A 19,228-nucleotide genomic window follows, 5' to 3' on the forward strand; every position below is an offset into this window, starting at 1 on the left:
GGTATTGCCTTGCTAAGGAGGTGCAGAATTAAGATGCATGTAAAAAAAGGTGATAAAGTACAGGTAATCACTGGTAAAGACAAAGGAAAACAAGGCGTTATCCTTGTGGCTTTCCCAAAGCAAAACCGTGTTATCGTTGAGGGTGTCAATATCGTTAAGAAGCACTCTAAGCCATCTCAATTAAATCCACAAGGTGGAATTATTACTAAAGAAGCACCTATTCACGTTTCTAACGTTATGATTTTAGATCCGAAAACAGGTGAACCTACTCGCGTAGGCTTCAAAGTAGAAGATGGTAAAAAAGTTCGTATTGCAAAAAAATCTGGTGAATTATTAGATAAATAATTTTCTTAAGAAAGGAGGTCACTTCATTGAATCGCCTTAAAGAGAAGTTCCAAAAGGAAATTACTCCTGCTCTAGTGAGCAAGTTTAACTATAAATCTGTAATGCAGGTACCAAAAATCGAAAAGATCGTAATCAACACTGGTGTTGGTGACGCGGTATCTAACTCAAAAGCGTTAGACAACGCAGTAGAAGAATTAACACAAATCACAGGTCAAAAACCTGTTGTAACTCGTGCTAAAAAATCAATCGCTGGTTTCCGTCTTCGTGAAGGTATGCCAATCGGTGCGAAAGTAACTTTACGCGGCGAGCAAATGTATGAGTTCTTCGACAAATTAGTATCAGTTTCTTTACCACGTGTACGTGATTTCCGTGGTGTTTCTAAGAAATCATTCGATGGTCGTGGAAACTATACATTAGGTGTTAAAGAGCAACTTATTTTCCCTGAGATTGATTATGATAAAGTAAGCAAAGTCCGCGGTATGGACATCGTAATCGTTACTACAGCGAAAACTGATGAAGAAGCTCGTGAACTTTTAACACAATTCGGTATGCCATTCCAAAAATAATGGAAGCCAACGCTAAGTAGAGGAGGCGAAAACGTGGCTAAAAAATCTATGATAGCGAAACAAAAGCGTACTCCTAAGTTTAAAGTACAAGAGTATACACGTTGCGAACGCTGCGGTCGTCCGCATTCTGTATACCGCAAATTTAAACTTTGCCGTATTTGTTTCCGTGAACTTGCATATAAAGGTCAAATTCCTGGTGTTAAAAAAGCTAGTTGGTAAAACCCACAAATGGGAAGGAGGTAAAACACATGGTGATGACAGATCCAATTGCAGACATGCTTACTCGCATCCGTAATGCGAACATGGTACGTCATGAGAAATTAGAGGTTCCTGCTTCTAAAATCAAAAAAGAGATCGCTGAACTTTTAAAACGTGAAGGTTTCATTCGTGATGTAGAATACATCGAGGATAACAAACAAGGTATCCTTCGTATTTTCCTGAAATATGGTGCAAACAATGAACGTGTAATCACTGGATTAAAACGTATCAGTAAACCTGGCTTACGCGTTTACGCTAAAGCTGACGAAGTACCACGTGTACTTAACGGATTAGGTATCGCTCTTGTTTCTACATCTAAGGGAGTAATGACAGACAAAGACGCTCGTCAATTACAAACTGGTGGAGAAGTAGTAGCATACGTTTGGTAATATATATTTAAAACGAACGGAGGTGTGACCACATGTCTCGTATTGGTAAAAAGATTCTTGAAATCCCTGCAGGTGTTACTATTACAGTTGCAGAAGACAATACTGTAACAGTAAAAGGCCCTAAAGGTGAATTAACTCGTACTTTCAATGCTGATATGCTTATCAAAATTGAAGAGAATACATTAACAGTTGAGCGTCCATCTGAACAGAAGGAACACCGTGCATTACACGGTACAACTCGTGCTTTAATCGGAAACATGGTTGAAGGTGTAACTGAAGGTTTCGCACGCGGACTTGAATTAGTCGGTGTTGGTTACCGTGCTCAAAAACAAGGTGATAAACTTGTATTAAGCGTAGGTTATTCTCATCCAGTAGAAATGACTCCGGAAGCAGGTCTTGAAGTTGAAGTACCTGCACCAACTAAGATCGTAATTAAAGGTATCGACAAGCAACGTGTTGGCGAATTCGCTGCTAACATCCGTGCTGTACGTGCTCCTGAGCCTTACAAAGGTAAAGGTATTCGTTACGAAGGCGAAGTTGTTCGTCGTAAAGAAGGTAAAACTGCTAAGTAAACCCGTTAGGTGAGAGAAAGGAGTGACAAGAATGATCACTAAAGCTGATAAAAATGCGACTCGTAAGAAAAGACATGCACGTGTACGTGCTAAACTTACTGGTACTGCAGAGCGTCCACGTTTAAACGTGTTCCGTTCTAACCAACATATTTACGCTCAAGTTATTGATGATGTGAATGGTGTAACGTTAGTAAGTGCATCTACTCTTGATAAAGACCTTGCTCTTAACGGTACTAGCAATATTGAAGCTGCTACGAAAGTTGGAGAATCAGTTGCTAAGCGTGCTGTAGAGAAAGGCGTTAAAGAAGTAGTATTTGATCGCGGTGGTTACTTATACCATGGCCGTGTTAAAGCTCTAGCTGAAGCTGCTCGTGAGGCTGGATTACAATTTTAATGGTCAAAGGAGGGAAAATTGATGCATCGCATTGACCCAAGTAAATTAGAACTTGAAGAACGTGTAGTTACGATAAATCGTGTCGCGAAAGTTGTTAAGGGTGGTCGTCGTTTCCGCTTTGCTGCACTAGTTGTAGTTGGCGATAAAAACGGTCATGTTGGATTCGGTACTGGTAAAGCACAAGAGGTACCAGACGCAATCCGTAAAGCTATCGAAGACGCTAAGAAAAACTTAATCGCTGTACCATTAGTTGGTACAACAATTCCACACACAATCAACGGTCATTTTGGCGCTGGTGAAGTATTCTTAAAACCTGCTGCTGAGGGTACTGGTGTTATTGCTGGTGGACCTGTTCGTGCGGTCCTTGAATTAGCTGGTGTACAAGATATTCTTTCGAAATCTCTTGGTTCTAACACACCAATCAACATGATTCGCGCTACTGTGAACGGATTAAGCGAACTTAAGCGCGCTGAAGATGTTGCAAAATTACGCGGTAAATCTGTAGAAGAGCTACTAGGTTAAGGAGGGAAAACAAATGGCGAAAAAGTTAGAAATTACCCTCACTCGTAGTGTAATTGGTCGTCCACAAGATCAACGTGCGACGGTAGAAGCTTTAGGTCTTAAAAAGTTGAATTCAACTGTAGTTAAGGAAGAAACTCCTGCTATTCTTGGTATGATCAACAAAGTTTCTCACCTTGTAACTGTAAAAGAAGCTTAAGGATAACTCATTAATATAAGGAGGTGCCTGGGAATGAAACTTCATGAATTAAAACCTGCAGAAGGTTCTCGTAAAGTACGTAACCGTGTCGGTCGTGGTATCGGTTCTGGTAACGGTAAAACTGCTGGTAAAGGTCATAAAGGACAAAACGCACGTTCTGGCGGCGGTGTTCGTCTTGGCTTCGAAGGTGGTCAAACTCCATTATTCCGTCGTTTACCAAAACGCGGCTTCACAAACATTAACCGTAAAGAGTTTGCTATTGTAAACTTATCAACGTTAAATCGTTTTGAAGATGGTACAGAAGTAACACCTGAATTATTGCTGGAAACTGGCGTTATCAGCAAGTTAAACGACGGTGTTAAAGTTCTTGCAAGCGGAGCAGTAGAGAAAAAACTAACTGTTAAAGCGCACAAGTTCTCTTCAAGTGCTAAAGAAGCAATTGAAGCAGCTGGCGGATCAGTTGAGGTGATCTAATGTTTCGTACAATCTCCAACTTTATGCGCGTTGCTGAGATAAGACGTAAAATATTATTCACTTTAGCGATGTTAATCGTATTCAGGATTGGCACGTTTATCCCCGTGCCATTTACAAATGGAGACGTACTGAAGGCACAAGATCAATTAAATGCTTTAGGTATTCTAAATACATTTGGCGGTGGAGCCTTGAAAAACTTCTCCATCTTTGCGATGGGAATCATGCCGTATATTACAGCATCCATCATCGTGCAATTATTGCAGATGGATGTTGTTCCTAAATTTTCGGAATGGTCGAAGCAAGGTGAAATGGGCCGTCGTAAATTAACGCAATTCACGCGTTACTTTACAATTGTTCTTGCGTTTATTCAGGGGTTTGGTATGTCAATCGGTTTTAACGGTATGGTAGGTGGACAATTAATTTTGAATCCAGGTTGGAGCACTTATTTATACATTGCTACGGTACTGACTGCTGGTACTGCATTTTTAATGTGGTTAGGTGAACAGATTACAGCTAAAGGTGTAGGTAATGGTATTTCCATCCTTATCTTTGGCGGTATTGCCGCAGCGATCCCAAGTGTTATATCTCAAGTGTATCAGCAACAGTTTCAAAATATCGGAGATCAATTGTTCATGAGTATCGTTAAAGTTGCATTGATTTTACTAGCTGTGCTAGCAGTTATTGTGGGTGTTATTTTCATTCAACAGGCTGTTAGAAAGATCCCAATTCAATATGCGAAGCGTGTAACAGGAGGAAATGGTGGTTATGCTGGAGCACAAAACACACATTTACCGCTTAAGGTAAATAGTGCTGGTGTTATTCCAGTAATTTTTGCTGTTTCATTCTTAATTACGCCTCCGACTATTGCACAGTTCTTCCCGAAACATGATGTATCGCAGTGGATTATTGCAAACTTTAACTATTCTCACCCAGTGGGAATGATCATATATGTTGCGCTCATTGTAGCCTTCACATATTTCTATGCATTTGTTCAGGTTAATCCAGAGCAAATGTCAGAGAATCTAAACAAGCAAGGTGGATATGTTCCAGGTATTCGTCCGGGTAAGAATACGGAACAATATCTAACAAAAATCTTGTATCGTTTGACCTTTGTAGGATCAATTTTCCTAGCAGCGATTGCAATCTTACCAGTTATCTTTACGAAATTGGGAAATCTTCCTCCATCTGCACAGATCGGTGGAACGAGTATGTTAATCGTTGTCGGCGTTGCTTTAGAAACAATGAAGCAGCTAGAAAGCCAACTGGTAAAACGCCATTACAAAGGGTTTATCAAGCAGTGAGTAAGTGGGAAGAATTGTCTTCCCTACATGCTCATGTACTCTGAGGGGGAACAAGGATGAACTTAATTTTAATGGGGCTTCCTGGTGCTGGTAAAGGTACACAAGCCGAACAGATTGTTGCCAAGTATAACATCCCTCACATTTCAACAGGAGACATGTTCCGTGCAGCTATGAAGGCTGAAACTGAAATGGGTCTACAAGCAAAATCTTTTATTGATAAAGGTGCACTTGTTCCAGATGAAGTTACAATCGGAATCGTTCGTGAACGTTTAAGTCAAGACGACTGCGTAAGAGGTTTCTTACTAGACGGTTTCCCACGAACTGTTGCACAAGCATCAGCTCTTGAAGAAATTATGAAAGATCTTGGCAAAAAAATCGACTATGTTTTAAACATTAATGTGGATTCAGGGTTGTTATTAAAACGCCTTACAGGCCGTCGCATTTGTAAAGAGTGCGGTGCGACTTACCACTTAGAATTCAATCCACCAGCAAAAGCTGATGTGTGCGATAAATGTGGTGGCGAATTATATCAACGCTCTGATGACAATGAAGAAACTGTAGCAAATCGTTTAGATGTAAATATTAAGCAAACAAAACCTTTGCTTGATTTCTACGAAGAGCTTGGTTACTTACAAAGCATTAATGGTGAGCAAGATATCAATAAAGTATTTGCTGATATCGATGTTCTCATCGGAGGCTTAGCGTAATGATAATCTGCAAAACTCCTCGCGAGATAGAAATCATGCGAGAAGCTGGCAGGATCGTTGCTTTGACTCATCAAGAGTTGAAACAGCACATTACTCCAGGAATTACAACGAAAGAGCTCGATCAAATAGCGGAAAAGACGATTCAAAAATATGGTGCTACGCCATCTTTTAAAGGATACAACGGATTTCCGGGGAGCATATGTGCTTCTGTAAATGAAGAGCTTGTACACGGAATTCCAGGGAAGCGCAAGCTCAAAGAGGGCGATATCATCAGTATCGATATTGGTGCGAAATACAATGGGTACCATGGAGATTCTGCATGGACGTATCCAGTTGGAAACATTTCTGAATCTGTTCAAAAGCTACTTGATGTCACAGAAAAATCGTTGTATCTTGGTCTAGAACAAGTAAAACCAGGCGAGAGATTATCAAATATCTCACATGCGGTTCAAACCCATGCTGAAGAGAATGGATTCTCGATCGTTAGGGAGTATGTTGGTCACGGAATCGGGCAAGACTTACATGAGGACCCTCAAATCCCGCACTATGGTCCACCAAATAGAGGCCCTAGATTAAAGCCGGGAATGGTCATCTGTGTTGAGCCGATGGTGAATCAAGGAAGACGATATGTAAAAACACTATCTGATGACTGGACAGTGGTAACGGTAGATGGTAAATGGTGTGCCCATTTTGAGCACACGATTGCTCTTACAGAAGCAGGATACGAAATCCTTACCACTTTATAAGTAGCTGGCTCTCCGGGATTTCAGAGCAGTGTAAAATGTTACTGATTTGAAGAAGGGAGAACTATTGAATGGCTAAAGATGATGTAATTGAAGTCGAAGGTACCGTTCTTGAAACGTTGCCAAATGCTATGTTCAAAGTAGAATTAGAGAATGGGCATGTCGTATTGGCTCACGTTTCTGGTAAAATCCGTATGAACTTCATTCGTATTTTACCAGGAGACAAAGTTACGGTAGAATTATCTCCGTACGATTTAAATCGTGGTCGTATTACGTACCGTTTTAAATAATATAGCACTCCGTAATCTTTAAGGAGGTTCGAGACATGAAAGTAAGACCGTCAGTTAAACCAATCTGCGAAAAATGTAAAGTTATTCGTAGACGTGGAAAAGTAATGGTTATTTGTGAAAACCCTAAACATAAACAAAAACAAGGTTAATCAGAAGGAGGTGCATTCGTAATGGCACGTATCGCAGGTGTAGATATTCCTCGAGACAAACGCGTTGTTATTTCTTTAACTTACGTATTCGGCATTGGTCGCACAACTGCTGAAAAAATTCTTGCTGAAGCAGGTATTTCTGAAGAAACACGAGTTCGTGATTTAACGGAAGACGAATTAGGACGTATCCGTGATATCATCGATCGTATTAAAGTTGAGGGAGACCTTCGTCGTGAAGTATCTCTTAACATCAAACGTCTAATGGAGATCGGTTCTTACCGTGGTCTTCGTCACCGTCGTGGTTTACCAGTTCGTGGTCAAAACTCTAAAAACAATGCTCGTACACGTAAAGGTCCACGTCGTACAGTAGCAAATAAAAAGAAATAATAAGTAAAGGAGGTTGAACTAACAATGGCACGTAAAACAAACACTCGTAAAAAACGTGTGAAAAAGAATATTGAAGCTGGTATAGCTCATATTCGTTCTACTTTCAACAACACAATCGTAACACTTACAGATACTCACGGTAACGCACTTTCTTGGTCTAGTGCTGGTGCACTTGGTTTCCGTGGATCTCGTAAATCTACTCCATTCGCTGCGCAAATGGCTGCTGAAACTGCTGCTAAAGCTGCAATGGAACACGGTTTAAAAACTTTAGAGGTTACTGTTAAAGGTCCTGGTGCTGGTCGTGAAGCTGCAATTCGTGCTCTTCAAGCTGCAGGTCTAGAAGTAACAGCAATTAGAGATGTTACTCCAGTTCCTCATAATGGATGTCGTCCACCAAAACGTCGTCGTGTGTAATTTTTCTGTATAGAATTTTCCCTTTTGTCTATAATGGATATGATGCATTATCGAGAAATTTCGTACAGAAACATCGCTTGTTGTGCACAATCGGGAACTGCCTAAGGGGGACTTTCGGTTAGACAGGGGTTATACCTTTGTTTAACCGGGGTTTCGACGTTTTGAAGGAGGGTTTAGTTAATGATTGAAATCGAAAAGCCGAAAATCGAAACGGTTGAACTTAACGAAGATGCTAAATATGGTAAATTCGTAATTGAACCGCTTGAGCGTGGATATGGTACTACTTTGGGTAACTCCTTACGTCGTATTCTTTTATCCTCACTCCCTGGTGCCGCTGTTACTGCTATCCAAATCGATGGCGTATTACATGAATTTTCAACAGTTGAGGGCGTAGTAGAAGACGTTACGACGATCATCTTAAACTTGAAAAAGTTAGCTCTTAAAATCTACTCTGAAGAAGAGAAGACGTTGGAAATTGATGTACAGGGCGAAGGTATTGTCACAGCTGCTGATATTACTCACGATAGTGATGTAGAAATCTTAAATCCAGATTTACACATTGCAACGTTAGCAAAAGATGCGCATTTCCGCGTGCGTTTAACTGCAAAGCGTGGCCGTGGGTATACGCCAGCTGATGCAAATAAAAGCGAAGATCAACCAATAGGAGTAATTCCTATTGATTCTATTTATACTCCAGTATCACGTGTGACTTACCAAGTGGAAAAGACACGTGTCGGACAAGTGGCTAATTATGATAAGCTTACGCTTGATGTATGGACGGATGGAAGCATCGGGCCAAAAGAAGCTATCTCTTTAGGTGCCAAAATCTTAACTGAGCATTTAAATATCTTTGTTGGTTTAACTGATGAAGCACAAAATGCTGAGATTATGGTCGAGAAGGAAGAAGATCAAAAAGAGAAAGTTCTTGAGATGACTATCGAAGAACTAGACCTTTCTGTTCGTTCTTATAATTGCCTAAAACGTGCAGGAATTAATACTGTACAAGAGCTTGCGAACAAAACAGAAGAAGATATGATGAAAGTTCGTAACTTAGGACGTAAATCCTTAGAAGAAGTTAAACATAAACTTGAGGAATTAGGTTTAGGTTTACGTAAAGACGACTGAGGATTTAAACCCATCAACAAAGGAGGGAACTACGAATGGCATACAGAAAATTAGGCCGTACAAGTGCGCAACGTAAAGCTATGTTACGTGATTTAGCTACTGATTTAATTATCAACGAGCGCATCCAAACGACAGAAACTCGTGCAAAAGAACTTCGTTCTGTAGTGGAAAAAATGATCACTTTAGGTAAACGCGGAGATCTTCATGCTCGTCGTCAAGCAGCAGCTTTCATTCGCAATGAAGTAGCTAACGCTGAGACTGGTCAAGATGCACTTCAAAAACTATTCGCTGATGTAGCTCCACGCTATGCTGAGCGCCAAGGCGGATACACTCGTATTGCAAAAATTGGTCCACGTCGCGGAGACGCAGCACCAATGGTAATTATCGAGTTAGTATAATGATAATTAAAAGGGCAGGACAGTTCTTTTCAAGAAACTGGTCATGGCCCTTTTTTTTAAATATAAAAATAGGCTAACTTGGCGAAGGAAAGGGTGCCTTCTATTGAAAAAAGAGAAACTTCGGATAGAAAATATATCATTTCAATATCCTGGGGCAGCCACTTATGCATTAAAAGATGTTTCATTTTCCTTATATGAGGGAGAATGGGTATCTATTATTGGACAAAACGGTTCAGGAAAGTCTACACTTGCAAAATTATTGAATGGTTTGTTTTTGCCAGAAGCAGGGACTATTACAGTAAATGATACAATGGTTTTATCAGAGGAAACGGTATGGGATGTTCGAAAACAAATTGGAATGGTATTTCAAAATCCAGATAATCAATTTGTTGGAACGACAGTGCAAGATGATGTTGTATTTGGCTTGGAGAATATCGGAATGCCAAGAGAACAAATGATTGAAAGATTAGAACAGGCCTTGCAACTTGTCCGTATGGAAGATTTTCTTAATGATGAGCCTCATTCCTTATCTGGTGGGCAAAAGCAGCGAGTGGCAATAGCAGGCGTTTTAGCACTTCAACCATCTATTTTAATATTAGATGAAGCAACGTCAATGTTAGACCCTCAAGGGAGACGTGAAGTAGTAGAAACGGTTAGACAACTTGTTACTCAAAAAGGTATTACCGTGTTATCAATTACGCACGATTTAGAAGAAGCGGCACAGTCAGATCGTGTCATTATTTTAAATAAGGGAGAAATATTAGAGGAAGGGACTCCAGAAAAAATTTTCAAATCCTCTCATATGCTCCAAGAAATTGGCTTAGATGTACCGTTTTCGGTGAAAATAGCAGAATTATTAAAAAGAAATGAAATTCTCTTGCAAAATACGCATCTTACAATGGAAAGCTTGGTGAACGAACTTTGGAGATTACATTCCAAAAAGTAGAACATCGTTATCAATATAAAACTCCATTTGAAAGACGCGCACTTTATGATGTAGACGTGTCGTTTCCAAGTGGGGGCTATTATGCCATTATCGGTCATACTGGTTCAGGAAAGTCGACGATGATTCAACATTTAAATGGTTTATTGCAGCCGACAAATGGTACAGTTCAAATTGGTGAACATTTGATTTCGGCAGGAAAGAAAGAAAAAAAGCTAAAGCCACTACGTAAAAAAGTAGGGGTTGTCTTTCAATTTCCAGAACATCAGTTGTTTGAAGAGACTGTGGAGAAAGATATTTGTTTCGGCCCTACTAATTTTGGAGTATCTGTAGACGAAGCAAGGCAAAAGGCTAGAAAGGCAATTGAACTTGTAGGGCTAGAACCAGAACTGTTAACACGTTCTCCGTTCGAATTAAGTGGTGGACAAATGAGACGTGTTGCTATAGCGGGTGTACTGGCAATGGAACCTGAAGTGCTTGTATTAGATGAACCTACAGCAGGACTAGATCCAAAAGGGCAGAACGAACTTATGGAGATGTTTTATAAGCTGCACAAGGAGAAGGGTCTTACAGTCATCCTTGTAACGCATAATATGGAGGATGCTGCTCAGTATGCGGAGCAGATTGTAGTTATGCATAAAGGAACGGTCTTTTTGCAAGGAAGTGCAGAGGAAGTATTTTCACATGCTGATGAACTAGAGAAAATTGGTGTGGATCTTCCTATGTCATTAAAGTATAAACGTGCAATTGAAGAGAAGTTTGGTATTTCAATTCCAAAGGCTACCTTATCTTTAGAGGATCTTACTCATGAAGTTGTGCAGGTGTTACGAAAAGGTGGTCATGAATCATGCAGCAGTTGATTATTGGGAGATATATCCCGGGGAATTCACTTATTCATCAACTTGATCCACGTACGAAGCTGCTGATTGTCTTTTTATATGTATTTGTTGTTTTCTTAGCAAATAATGCGATTTCATATGGATTTTTATTTTTATATGCACTCATTGCTTTATTTTTTGCAAAAGTGCCGATTCGTTATGTACTTTCGGGCTTAAAACCAATTTTATGGATTTTTCTTTTTACATTTTTCCTGCATATTTTTACAAATAAAGAGGGGGATGTACTATTCCAGCTTGGTTGGTTTTCGATATATGAAAAAGGATTAGAGCAAGGGATATACATTTCTGTACGATTCTTCGTTATTATTTTAATGACGACATTATTAACGTTAACGACGACACCTATTGAAATTACAGATGGTTTGGAGACGTTATTAAAGCCGTTGAAGCGTATAAAGGTTCCTGTTCATGAAATCGCATTAATGATGTCAATTTCTCTTCGTTTTATCCCGACATTAATGGATGAAACGAGTAAAATAATGAAAGCACAAGCGTCACGTGGTATTGATTTTGCCGGGGGACCGATAAAAGATAGAATGAAAGCTATTATTTCACTGCTCGTTCCTCTGTTTATCAGTGCTTTTAAGCGTGCAGAGGACTTAGCCATTGCGATGGAAGCTCGTGGATATCAAAGTGGTGAAGGACGTACTAAATTTAGGCAACTACGCTGGAAAACAAGCGATACAGTAACGATTGTCAGCTTATTTTGTTTAGCTTGTATTTTGGCATGGGTGCGATCGTAATGGAGAATAGAGAAATGGATAGAATAAAATGTACGGTTGCATATGATGGCATGCATTTTTGTGGTTATCAAATTCAGCCGAACCATCGTACTGTTCAACAGGAGATAGAAAAAGCATTGCAGAAATTGCATAAGGGAGAACTTGTTCGTGTTCAGGCATCTGGTAGAACAGATTCTACAGTTCATGCAAAAGGACAAGTAATACACTTTGATACTCCTTTGTCTCTTGAAGAGTGGCAATGGAGTAATGCTTTAAACACAATGTTGCCAGATGATATTGTTATTAGGCAAGTAGAGAAAAAAACAGAAGAATTTCATGCACGTTACGGTGTTGAGAAAAAAGAATATCGTTATCGTGTATTATTATCAAAGACTGCGGATGTATTCCGTAGAAATTACGTATATCAATATCCATACCCGCTCGAAATCAACTCTATAAGAAAAGCAATTCCTTATTTTATTGGAACGCATGATTTTACTTCTTTTTGTTCGGCAAAAACTGACAAAAAAGATAAAGTGCGAACAATTTATGAAATCGAGTTAATTGAACAAGATGATGAAATAATTTTTCGTTTTGTAGGTAATGGATTTTTATATAATATGGTCAGAATTATTGTTGGTACGTTACTTAGCGTAGGGCAAGGAAAGCTTGATCCTGATAGCATTCCAGAGATTTTAGCGAAACAAAATCGTCAGTTTGCTGGAAAGATGGCTCCAGGTCATGGGCTTTACTTATGGGAGGTAAACTATAACAACTAATCCTGGTGTAACATTTGCTTGACATTAGAAACTCAAAAGTATATCATAACATATGGTATTGTTTCTAAAACCACGATTAGCCCCGGAAGGAAATCGTGTTTAAGATAAACAATAGATTTTTTCTATGGAAAAGATAACGAGGAGGGAAACACATGCGTACGACTTTTATGGCAAAAGCTAACGAAGTTGAGCGTAAATGGTATGTGGTTGATGCTGAAGGTCAAACTTTAGGTCGCCTTGCTAGTGAAGTAGCATCCATTTTACGTGGTAAAAACAAACCTACATTTACACCACACGTTGACACGGGTGATCATGTAATTATTATTAACGCTGAGAAAATTCATTTAACAGGTAATAAATTAAACGATAAAATTTACTACCGTCACACTAACCACCCAGGTGGACTTAAGCAAAGAACAGCTCTTGAAATGCGTACAAACTACCCTGTACAAATGTTAGAGCTTGCAATTAAAGGCATGCTTCCAAAAGGACGCTTAGGCCGTCAAGTTTCTAAGAAACTTAACGTGTATGCTGGAGCAGAGCATCCACACCAAGCACAAAAACCAGAAGTTTACGAACTTCGCGGATAATTAATTAAAGGAGGGCTTACTTTGGCACAGGTTCAATACTATGGCACTGGACGTCGTAAGAGTTCAGTAGCGCGCGTACGCCTAGTTCCAGGCGAAGGACGCGTTATCATTAACGGTCGTGATTTTGAAAACTATATCCCATTTGCTGCATTACGTGAAGTAGTGAAACAACCTCTAGTTGCAACAGAAACTTTAGGTAACTACGATGTACTTGTAAACGTAAATGGTGGTGGATACACTGGTCAAGCTGGTGCTATTCGTCACGGTATTTCTCGCGCTTTATTAAAAGCTGATCCAGAATACCGTCTAACACTAAAACGTGCAGGTCTATTAACTCGTGACGCACGTATGAAAGAGCGTAAAAAATACGGTCTTAAAGGCGCACGTCGTGCACCTCAGTTCTCAAAACGTTAATTTTTGCGAACTACAAACCCCAACCATTTTGGTTGGGGTTTTTTTATGTTTCATTCCTCTTTTGCAATTTTTATAGCTTGGAATATTTTAGTGCTACCGCCGCGCGTATGCTTCTTCTTTAGAAGTTTAGACTAATACGTATTAGGGAGGTTTATAAGTACTATGAATGTCATTGTCAGCTTACAAGAAAAACAAAAAGAAAAGCAGTTAAAATACGAGCGGAAGATGTTGCGGGAATTATCATTAAAAACATTGCGTTCAAATATTCGTGATGCCTTTCAAATGCAAGAGCTTCATCGTCAGTATGAAGATTACTGTATTGAATTAGGGATAGAATCTTATTTATTAGGAGCGAGATACAGTAAATTTGGTTATTATGGTGAATCGTTTTTTGATGTGAAATATAGAGCTTTAGAAGAAGAACAACAATTAACTGAAACGCTATTTCAATTTTTAACGAGTATGACTATGCGAGAAATAAAGTTGAAAGATGAGGAATTACTTTTTGAATCTTGTCAGCAGTTTATAGGATTGTGGTGGCAAGAAGGGTATGAAAAAGGTGAAAGAAGATATCGATTAAAGCTTCATTAAGACAAGCATAAACTTTCCTCTTGTCCCATATAAGTAATTAGAGGGACTAGCTGGAGGAGGAAAGGTATGAAGAGAATTCGAATTATCTCTTTTGCACTCGCTGCGGTTGTATTGTTTTTTTTAGTCAAGCAAGAATTTCAAATTACAAAATCGTGGCGAGCTTGGAATTTACCCTTATCAGGGAAAGTAATTGTATTAGATGCTGGGCATGGTGGACCAGATGGAGGGGCTGTTGGTGGAAAGGATATTATAGAAAAGGATATTACGCTTGAAATTACAAAAAAGGTACAAGACTATTTACAAGAACAAGGTGCACTAGTTATTTTAACGCGTGAGGGAGATTATGATTTAGCTAACAAAGATACAAAGTCATATAGTAGACGTAAAGCAGAGGATTTAAAAAAACGTGTAGAAATCATCAATAAACCTGATGTAGACTTTTTTGCAAGTATTCATTTAAATGCTTTAACTAGTAGTGGATCGAAAGGCGCACAAACGTTCTATTACCGCTCTTCGATTGAAAATGAACGTGCTGCAAAATTTATACAGGCTGAATTGAGAACAAGTTTAGAGAACACGAATCGTTCTGCTAAGACAATTTCGCATGTGTATTTATTAAAGTATTCTAAAACACCAGGTGCTTTAATTGAAGCCGGCTTTTTATCGAATGTGAACGAAAGGTATATGTTAAATTCGGAGAAATATCAGCAAAAGGTAGCAGCTGCAATATACCGTGGTATATTACGTTATTTCACGGAAAAAGGAAATCCTCCAGAATAAGGAGGATTTTTTTGAGCTTCTCTCGTTAACGAAGTTTTCGGAAAATATGTTATACTGGAAATGTAAACGCATTTATTTCAAGAATACGCAGAGATAAATTCAATTAACATTACGTTATTTTTCATACAGGGGGCTGGGCTAATTATGGTAACGAAAGAGCAAGTGGTTGAAGCGTTAGAAGGGATTGTAGATCCGTTTTTACATAAAACATTAAAAGAAACAAGTGCAATTAAAGAGGTAACAGTCAAGCCAGAGAAGGAACATGTGAGTGTTAAAATTGCAATCGTAAAAACCGGTACAGCGGAACAAATGCAGTTGCAGTCTGGAATTGTAAAGTTAGTAAAAGAACTTGGGGCAGCAACAGTTGGACTTCGTTTTGCAGAATTTACAGAAGAGGAATTGGCTCAGTTTGCACCGGAACAAGAAGAAGAGCAAAGTGAATCTTTATTGTCACCTAATTCAAAAACAACATTCTTAGCAGTAGCGAGTGGAAAAGGTGGCGTGGGAAAATCAACTGTTTCCGTTAACCTTGCAGTTGCTTTAGCTCGTTTAGGAAAAAAAGTTGGTATTATTGATGCGGACATTTACGGTTTTAGTGTGCCAGACATGATGGGGATAGAAAAACGTCCTATCGTAAGAGGTGACAAGATAATTCCGGTGGAACGTTTAGGTGTAAAGGTAATCTCAATGGGCTTCTTTGTAGAGGATAATGCACCAGTTATTTGGAGAGGACCTATGCTTGGGAAAATGTTAAACCACTTCTTCACAGAAGTAGAATGGGGCGATTTAGATTATTTAGTACTAGATTTGCCACCAGGCACAGGTGATGTTGCGTTAGATGTGCACTCAATGTTGCCATCTTGCAAAGAGATTATTGTAACGACGCCTCATCCAACAGCTGCGTTTGTAGCAGCGCGTGCTGGAGCGATGGCATTGCGCACTGAACATAGTATTCTTGGTGTTGTTGAGAATATGGCATATTTTGAAAGTAAGGTAACTGGTGAGAAAGAATATGTATTTGGAAAAGGCGGGGGAGATAAGTTAGCTACCGAATTACAAACGAATGTTCTTGGTCGTATTCCACTGCAACAACCCGATTGGAATAAAGAAGACTTTGCTCCTTCAGTATATGAAGATACACATACAACGGGCATTATTTATAGTAAAATAGCTGAAACAGTAATTGATAAAACAGCTGTTACACAAAAATAAAGTGAAACTTTAATCAGTGGGGTTCACCTGTTACTGACAACAATAAGGCTTTTGTTGCTAGTAAACCTTTCGTTTAATTAGAGGGGTCCATTTTGTCTGTTAATAGCAAGATAAAGTAATAACGAGTGGACAATATATAAATTGTCCACTCGTTATTATAGTTATTATTTTTTACTGTTCTTCCTTCTTCTCGCCTTGAGAACCACCGTCACCGCCTGCTTCTTTCTTACCAGATCCGCCTTTTTCAGCTTTTTGCACACCTTTACTAATGATATCAATCATCTTGGCTTGGAAGAGTGGACTTTCAGCAGTTTCTGTTAGTACTTGTTGTAGATATTGACGGTATTCTTTACTCTTCATTGTTTGTAACATCATTTTTTCTACTTCAGGATTTTTCATAATTTCTATAACGCCTGCTTGGTATTCAGGGTCTTTTAATAAGGTTTTCATTAATTGAGTTTGTTCTTTCCCCATACTTTTAGCAAATTTTGATGAGAACTCAGGATCTTTAAAGAGCTTTTCCCAGAATTGTTGCCCTTTATCGGATACCATGGCATCTTCAATCGTTTTCTTTACTACTGTTTCATCTAGTATGAGTGCTTGTTTCATTTTTTCATCAGTTAATACATCTTGAATAGCTTTCTTACCTTGATCTGTTTTTAAAATATCAACAATCATTTTCTTTGTTTGATCGTAATCTAGTTCGGATTTCGTTTCTTTTCCTTGTGCGCATGCTGCAAGTGCGATAAGTAGAAAAGAAGAAACGAAAATGAATAGCATCCGTTTCATAAGTTGGAACTCCTTTCAGCACAGTTCTCTCTTTTTAATATAAATATCTTTAAGGAATTTATACATGAACATGGCTAGCTTTTTGAAATTGTCATTGATACAATTTAATTAGAAATATAAGGATAATGGGGGATGTGTTGTGAATAGCCGCAAGTGGGTACGACTATTTTTAACGACGTTGTTTCTTGGTGGGATTAGCACAGTTATTATTGGTTTTGTTTTGGAGTGGGACAAGTACAATAAATTTTTTCAAAATTTCGACGGTAAGGAGATTTTAGCAGTATCTTTCTGGCTGATGGGTGTAGGATTTATTTTTAGTGTTATAAGTCAAATGGGATTCTTTGCATATTTAACAATCCACCGTTTTGGACTAGGGATGTTTCGCTCATCTTCTTTATGGAATGCAGTCCAGCTCTTCTTTATTGCATTCGTATTATTTGATTTTGTGTATTTAAGATCTGTACTTATTGCAAATGGGGAAGTCTCGTTAGGGAATAATATACTTGTTGCTGGAATGTTATTTGTGTTTGGAGCAATTGTTGCTTATGTAAAAAGTAAAGAAACAAATAAAAAAGCATTTGTGCCAGCTCTGTTCTTTATGGTTGTTGTAACGATCCTTGAATGGGTACCGGCGCTTCGGATTAATGATACAGATTGGTTATATTTAATGGTTATACCGCTATTGTTATGTAATGCATATCAATTACTTGTATTACATCGTTTAATCGGAAAAACAAGTAAATCAGCTTAATAGAGAGGTTTTATACAACATCAGTTATAATGTTGTAAATGGTATGATTAAAAAAGCTCTACTACCTTCTTGAAAGGTAGTAGAGCTTTTTATGCGTGAAGAGTAGTAGGGAAGAAGCTACTTCACATCTTCACTTTTCGTACTTGTGTTGGAAATAAGTTGTGAAACGGATATTTGCTCATATCCATCACTTTTTATTTTTTGCAGGAGCAGCGGTAAAGCTCTATTTGTTTGAAGGGCAGAATCGGATGCGTGTAATAACACGATATCTCCACCTTTCAAATTATTAGAGACAGTGGAAACGATGTTATTTACACCTGGGTTTTTCCAATCGTTTGAATTATTACTCCAATGCACGACGGTGTATCCAAGTGATTCTGCGATTTTAAGGGTTGCTTTGTTAAATTCGCCACTAGGTGGACGTAACAGCTTGACTTGTTTTACACCAAGTTTCGTAAAAACATCTTGTGCTCGTAAAAGGTCTCGTCTTATTTCATTTGTCTCTAGAGAAGTATAGGATGTGTAATTGTACCCCATACTACCGATTTCGTGTCCATCTTTCATGATTCGCTCTACAATATCGGGGTGTCTTTCGGCCCATGCAGCAGAAAGGAAGAAGGTTGCATTCTTAATTTCTTTTTCTTTAAGAGTATCTAGGATTGGAATTGCTTTTTTGTCTCCCCAACTAATATCAAACGTAAATGCAACTTGCTTTTTAGCGGTGTCTCCTTTGTAAATTACTTTAGGGCCTGTAGCAGTTGAAAAAGCAGATTCATGTGAATATGTTTTTAAAAAGAGTAGCCATGCTGTAAATAAGGACAGTATCACTATTAAGCTAATGTGTTTAAAATTTCTCTTACTCGTAATAAAAAAGAAAAACATAATATTACGCCCCTTTGTCCAATCCTTTTCAGTTACATATATGCTGGAAATATAAAAAAGAGAACAAAGGATTAATATCGTAAGTAGTGGATATAATGGATGATAGGATTGTGATAATTGAAAATGAGCGGAACGTTTATTGTTGCGTAAGGAATTATTGAGGTGATTGTTTGCTTGGGCTGATGTTGACAAAAGAAGAGAGAAAAGAAATGGAATACATATTGAAGAGAGAATTAGAGGAACTTTTATTTGATTTTGAAGATGAGCGTATTCATGAAGTTGTAAAAAAAGCTATGGAAGAAAGATATAAAATCATTTTCTGTTTATTCCGGAGAGTAGCTAACACAGAAGAATGTATTCGTTATGTAAGAAAAAGAATTTTTTATTAAAAAGTGTTGACGTTAATAGTTTGTATATGTTAAATTAATAACCGTCGCTGATGTGGAAACGCAGAAAACGACAAAAATAAATTAAAAAACTTAGTTGACATCGAAAAACGAAAATGTTAACATAAGGAAGTCGCAAATGAGCGGCCAAGTAGTTCTTTGAAAACTGAACGAAACAAACAACGTGAAACGTCAATTTTTATTTTAGATGCTAGACAAACTAACTTTATTGGAGAGTTTGATCCTGGCTCAGGATGAAC

31 protein-coding genes are annotated in these 19,228 nt (G+C 38.4%); 29 read left to right on the top strand and 2 right to left on the bottom strand.

The window, feature by feature from the left end:
• Window positions 1-33 precede the first annotated feature (33 nt).
• The 27 genes from rplX (at window position 34) to ACTFR3_RS27385 (ending at window position 16,160) form a co-directional block, all read left to right on the top strand.
• The gene (gene rplX / locus ACTFR3_RS27255) at window positions 34-345 is read left to right on the top strand and encodes a 50S ribosomal protein L24 (protein ID WP_000558200.1); all 312 of its coding nucleotides are present in this window, start codon (window positions 34-36) and stop codon (window positions 343-345) included.
• A gap of 26 nt (window positions 346-371) precedes the next feature.
• Complete coding sequence (gene rplE, locus ACTFR3_RS27260; RefSeq protein WP_001080831.1) at window positions 372-911, top strand: 50S ribosomal protein L5; 540 nt, start codon at window positions 372-374, stop codon at window positions 909-911.
• A gap of 33 nt (window positions 912-944) precedes the next feature.
• Entirely contained in the window at window positions 945-1,130 is a 186-nt protein-coding gene (gene rpsN / locus ACTFR3_RS27265) for a 30S ribosomal protein S14 (RefSeq protein ID WP_001085700.1), read from the top strand.
• A 29-nt stretch (window positions 1,131-1,159) separates the two neighbouring features.
• The gene (rpsH, locus tag ACTFR3_RS27270) at window positions 1,160-1,558 is read left to right on the top strand and encodes a 30S ribosomal protein S8 (protein WP_000245511.1); all 399 of its coding nucleotides are present in this window, start codon (window positions 1,160-1,162) and stop codon (window positions 1,556-1,558) included.
• Window positions 1,559-1,590: 32 nt separating this feature from the next.
• Window positions 1,591-2,130 (top strand): 50S ribosomal protein L6, encoded by a 540-nt coding sequence (gene rplF, locus ACTFR3_RS27275; protein WP_000086558.1) that lies wholly within the window; start codon window positions 1,591-1,593, stop codon window positions 2,128-2,130.
• Between the two features lie 31 nt (window positions 2,131-2,161).
• Window positions 2,162-2,524, top strand: coding sequence for a 50S ribosomal protein L18 (gene rplR / locus ACTFR3_RS27280; protein WP_000628816.1), 363 nt, complete (start codon window positions 2,162-2,164; stop codon window positions 2,522-2,524).
• A 21-nt stretch (window positions 2,525-2,545) separates the two neighbouring features.
• Window positions 2,546-3,046 (top strand): 30S ribosomal protein S5, encoded by a 501-nt coding sequence (rpsE, locus tag ACTFR3_RS27285; protein WP_000554646.1) that lies wholly within the window; start codon window positions 2,546-2,548, stop codon window positions 3,044-3,046.
• 13 nt (window positions 3,047-3,059) lie between these two features.
• Window positions 3,060-3,242, top strand: coding sequence for a 50S ribosomal protein L30 (rpmD, locus tag ACTFR3_RS27290; RefSeq protein WP_001085234.1), 183 nt, complete (start codon window positions 3,060-3,062; stop codon window positions 3,240-3,242).
• Window positions 3,243-3,275: 33 nt separating this feature from the next.
• A complete protein-coding gene (gene rplO / locus ACTFR3_RS27295) occupies window positions 3,276-3,716 on the top strand; it encodes a 50S ribosomal protein L15 (protein ID WP_000766081.1) in 441 nt (146 codons plus the stop codon).
• Window positions 3,716-5,017 (top strand): preprotein translocase subunit SecY, encoded by a 1,302-nt coding sequence (gene secY / locus ACTFR3_RS27300; protein WP_000490117.1) that lies wholly within the window; start codon window positions 3,716-3,718, stop codon window positions 5,015-5,017. Before rplO ends, secY begins: the two co-directional genes overlap by 1 nt.
• Window positions 5,018-5,073: 56 nt before the next feature.
• Window positions 5,074-5,724, top strand: coding sequence for an adenylate kinase (locus ACTFR3_RS27305; protein WP_001048989.1), 651 nt, complete (start codon window positions 5,074-5,076; stop codon window positions 5,722-5,724).
• Window positions 5,724-6,470: a type I methionyl aminopeptidase gene (gene map / locus ACTFR3_RS27310; protein WP_000582539.1), complete on the top strand. Its 747-nt coding sequence runs from the start codon at window positions 5,724-5,726 to the stop codon at window positions 6,468-6,470. Before ACTFR3_RS27305 ends, map begins: the two co-directional genes overlap by 1 nt.
• Before the next feature lie 68 nt (window positions 6,471-6,538).
• Complete coding sequence (gene infA, locus ACTFR3_RS27315) at window positions 6,539-6,757, top strand: translation initiation factor IF-1 (protein ID WP_001029884.1); 219 nt, start codon at window positions 6,539-6,541, stop codon at window positions 6,755-6,757.
• A 35-nt stretch (window positions 6,758-6,792) separates the two neighbouring features.
• Window positions 6,793-6,906, top strand: coding sequence for a 50S ribosomal protein L36 (rpmJ, locus tag ACTFR3_RS27320; protein ID WP_000868344.1), 114 nt, complete (start codon window positions 6,793-6,795; stop codon window positions 6,904-6,906).
• 21 nt (window positions 6,907-6,927) lie between these two features.
• On the top strand, window positions 6,928-7,293 hold the full coding sequence (gene rpsM, locus ACTFR3_RS27325) for a 30S ribosomal protein S13 (RefSeq protein ID WP_000090788.1): 366 nt from the start codon (window positions 6,928-6,930) through the stop codon (window positions 7,291-7,293).
• Between the two features lie 24 nt (window positions 7,294-7,317).
• On the top strand, window positions 7,318-7,707 hold the full coding sequence (gene rpsK, locus ACTFR3_RS27330; RefSeq protein WP_000101798.1) for a 30S ribosomal protein S11: 390 nt from the start codon (window positions 7,318-7,320) through the stop codon (window positions 7,705-7,707).
• A gap of 180 nt (window positions 7,708-7,887) precedes the next feature.
• Window positions 7,888-8,832, top strand: a complete 945-nt coding sequence (locus tag ACTFR3_RS27335; protein WP_000569643.1) for a DNA-directed RNA polymerase subunit alpha — start codon at window positions 7,888-7,890, stop codon at window positions 8,830-8,832.
• Window positions 8,833-8,867: 35 nt separating this feature from the next.
• Window positions 8,868-9,230, top strand: coding sequence for a 50S ribosomal protein L17 (gene rplQ, locus ACTFR3_RS27340; RefSeq protein WP_000331490.1), 363 nt, complete (start codon window positions 8,868-8,870; stop codon window positions 9,228-9,230).
• A 103-nt stretch (window positions 9,231-9,333) separates the two neighbouring features.
• Complete coding sequence (locus ACTFR3_RS27345) at window positions 9,334-10,176, top strand: energy-coupling factor ABC transporter ATP-binding protein (protein WP_000711757.1); 843 nt, start codon at window positions 9,334-9,336, stop codon at window positions 10,174-10,176.
• Complete coding sequence (locus tag ACTFR3_RS27350) at window positions 10,152-11,033, top strand: energy-coupling factor ABC transporter ATP-binding protein (RefSeq protein ID WP_000406535.1); 882 nt, start codon at window positions 10,152-10,154, stop codon at window positions 11,031-11,033. Before ACTFR3_RS27345 ends, ACTFR3_RS27350 begins: the two co-directional genes overlap by 25 nt.
• Window positions 11,021-11,815, top strand: a complete 795-nt coding sequence (locus ACTFR3_RS27355; protein ID WP_001186526.1) for an energy-coupling factor transporter transmembrane component T family protein — start codon at window positions 11,021-11,023, stop codon at window positions 11,813-11,815. Before ACTFR3_RS27350 ends, ACTFR3_RS27355 begins: the two co-directional genes overlap by 13 nt.
• A gap of 14 nt (window positions 11,816-11,829) precedes the next feature.
• Window positions 11,830-12,573, top strand: coding sequence for a tRNA pseudouridine(38-40) synthase TruA (truA, locus tag ACTFR3_RS27360; protein ID WP_002164804.1), 744 nt, complete (start codon window positions 11,830-11,832; stop codon window positions 12,571-12,573).
• A gap of 152 nt (window positions 12,574-12,725) precedes the next feature.
• A complete protein-coding gene (rplM, locus tag ACTFR3_RS27365) occupies window positions 12,726-13,163 on the top strand; it encodes a 50S ribosomal protein L13 (RefSeq protein WP_001260793.1) in 438 nt (145 codons plus the stop codon).
• Between the two features lie 21 nt (window positions 13,164-13,184).
• Window positions 13,185-13,577 carry a 30S ribosomal protein S9 gene (gene rpsI, locus ACTFR3_RS27370; protein ID WP_000079986.1) on the top strand — a complete coding sequence of 131 codons (393 nt, stop codon included), beginning with the start codon at window positions 13,185-13,187 and terminating at the stop codon, window positions 13,575-13,577.
• A gap of 162 nt (window positions 13,578-13,739) precedes the next feature.
• The gene (locus ACTFR3_RS27375; RefSeq protein WP_001101005.1) at window positions 13,740-14,168 is read left to right on the top strand and encodes a DUF2521 family protein; all 429 of its coding nucleotides are present in this window, start codon (window positions 13,740-13,742) and stop codon (window positions 14,166-14,168) included.
• Between the two features lie 66 nt (window positions 14,169-14,234).
• Window positions 14,235-14,948, top strand: coding sequence for an N-acetylmuramoyl-L-alanine amidase CwlD (cwlD, locus tag ACTFR3_RS27380; protein WP_000822439.1), 714 nt, complete (start codon window positions 14,235-14,237; stop codon window positions 14,946-14,948).
• Window positions 14,949-15,092: 144 nt separating this feature from the next.
• A complete protein-coding gene (locus tag ACTFR3_RS27385) occupies window positions 15,093-16,160 on the top strand; it encodes an Mrp/NBP35 family ATP-binding protein (protein ID WP_000256628.1) in 1,068 nt (355 codons plus the stop codon).
• 171 nt (window positions 16,161-16,331) lie between these two features.
• Here the strand turns inward: ACTFR3_RS27385 and gerD are convergent, their stop codons facing one another.
• Window positions 16,332-16,949, bottom strand: a complete 618-nt coding sequence (gene gerD / locus ACTFR3_RS27390) for a spore germination lipoprotein GerD (RefSeq protein WP_000827295.1) — start codon at window positions 16,947-16,949, stop codon at window positions 16,332-16,334.
• Between the two features lie 139 nt (window positions 16,950-17,088).
• On the opposite strand from gerD, the gene kbaA reads away from it, so the two are divergent.
• Window positions 17,089-17,700 carry a KinB signaling pathway activation protein KbaA gene (kbaA, locus tag ACTFR3_RS27395; RefSeq protein WP_001088527.1) on the top strand — a complete coding sequence of 204 codons (612 nt, stop codon included), beginning with the start codon at window positions 17,089-17,091 and terminating at the stop codon, window positions 17,698-17,700.
• Between the two features lie 117 nt (window positions 17,701-17,817).
• Here the strand turns inward: kbaA and pdaB are convergent, their stop codons facing one another.
• Window positions 17,818-18,582 carry a polysaccharide deacetylase family sporulation protein PdaB gene (pdaB, locus tag ACTFR3_RS27400; protein ID WP_000464703.1) on the bottom strand — a complete coding sequence of 255 codons (765 nt, stop codon included), beginning with the start codon at window positions 18,580-18,582 and terminating at the stop codon, window positions 17,818-17,820.
• A gap of 170 nt (window positions 18,583-18,752) precedes the next feature.
• Between pdaB and ACTFR3_RS27405 the strand changes: the two genes are divergently transcribed.
• Window positions 18,753-18,971: a hypothetical protein gene (locus tag ACTFR3_RS27405; RefSeq protein WP_000901147.1), complete on the top strand. Its 219-nt coding sequence runs from the start codon at window positions 18,753-18,755 to the stop codon at window positions 18,969-18,971.
• Window positions 18,972-19,228: the final 257 nt, after the last annotated feature.

It is taken from the genome of Bacillus cereus group sp. MYBK14-1 (genome assembly GCF_051916885.1).
GTDB lineage: Bacteria > Bacillota > Bacilli > Bacillales > Bacillaceae_G > Bacillus_A > Bacillus_A cereus.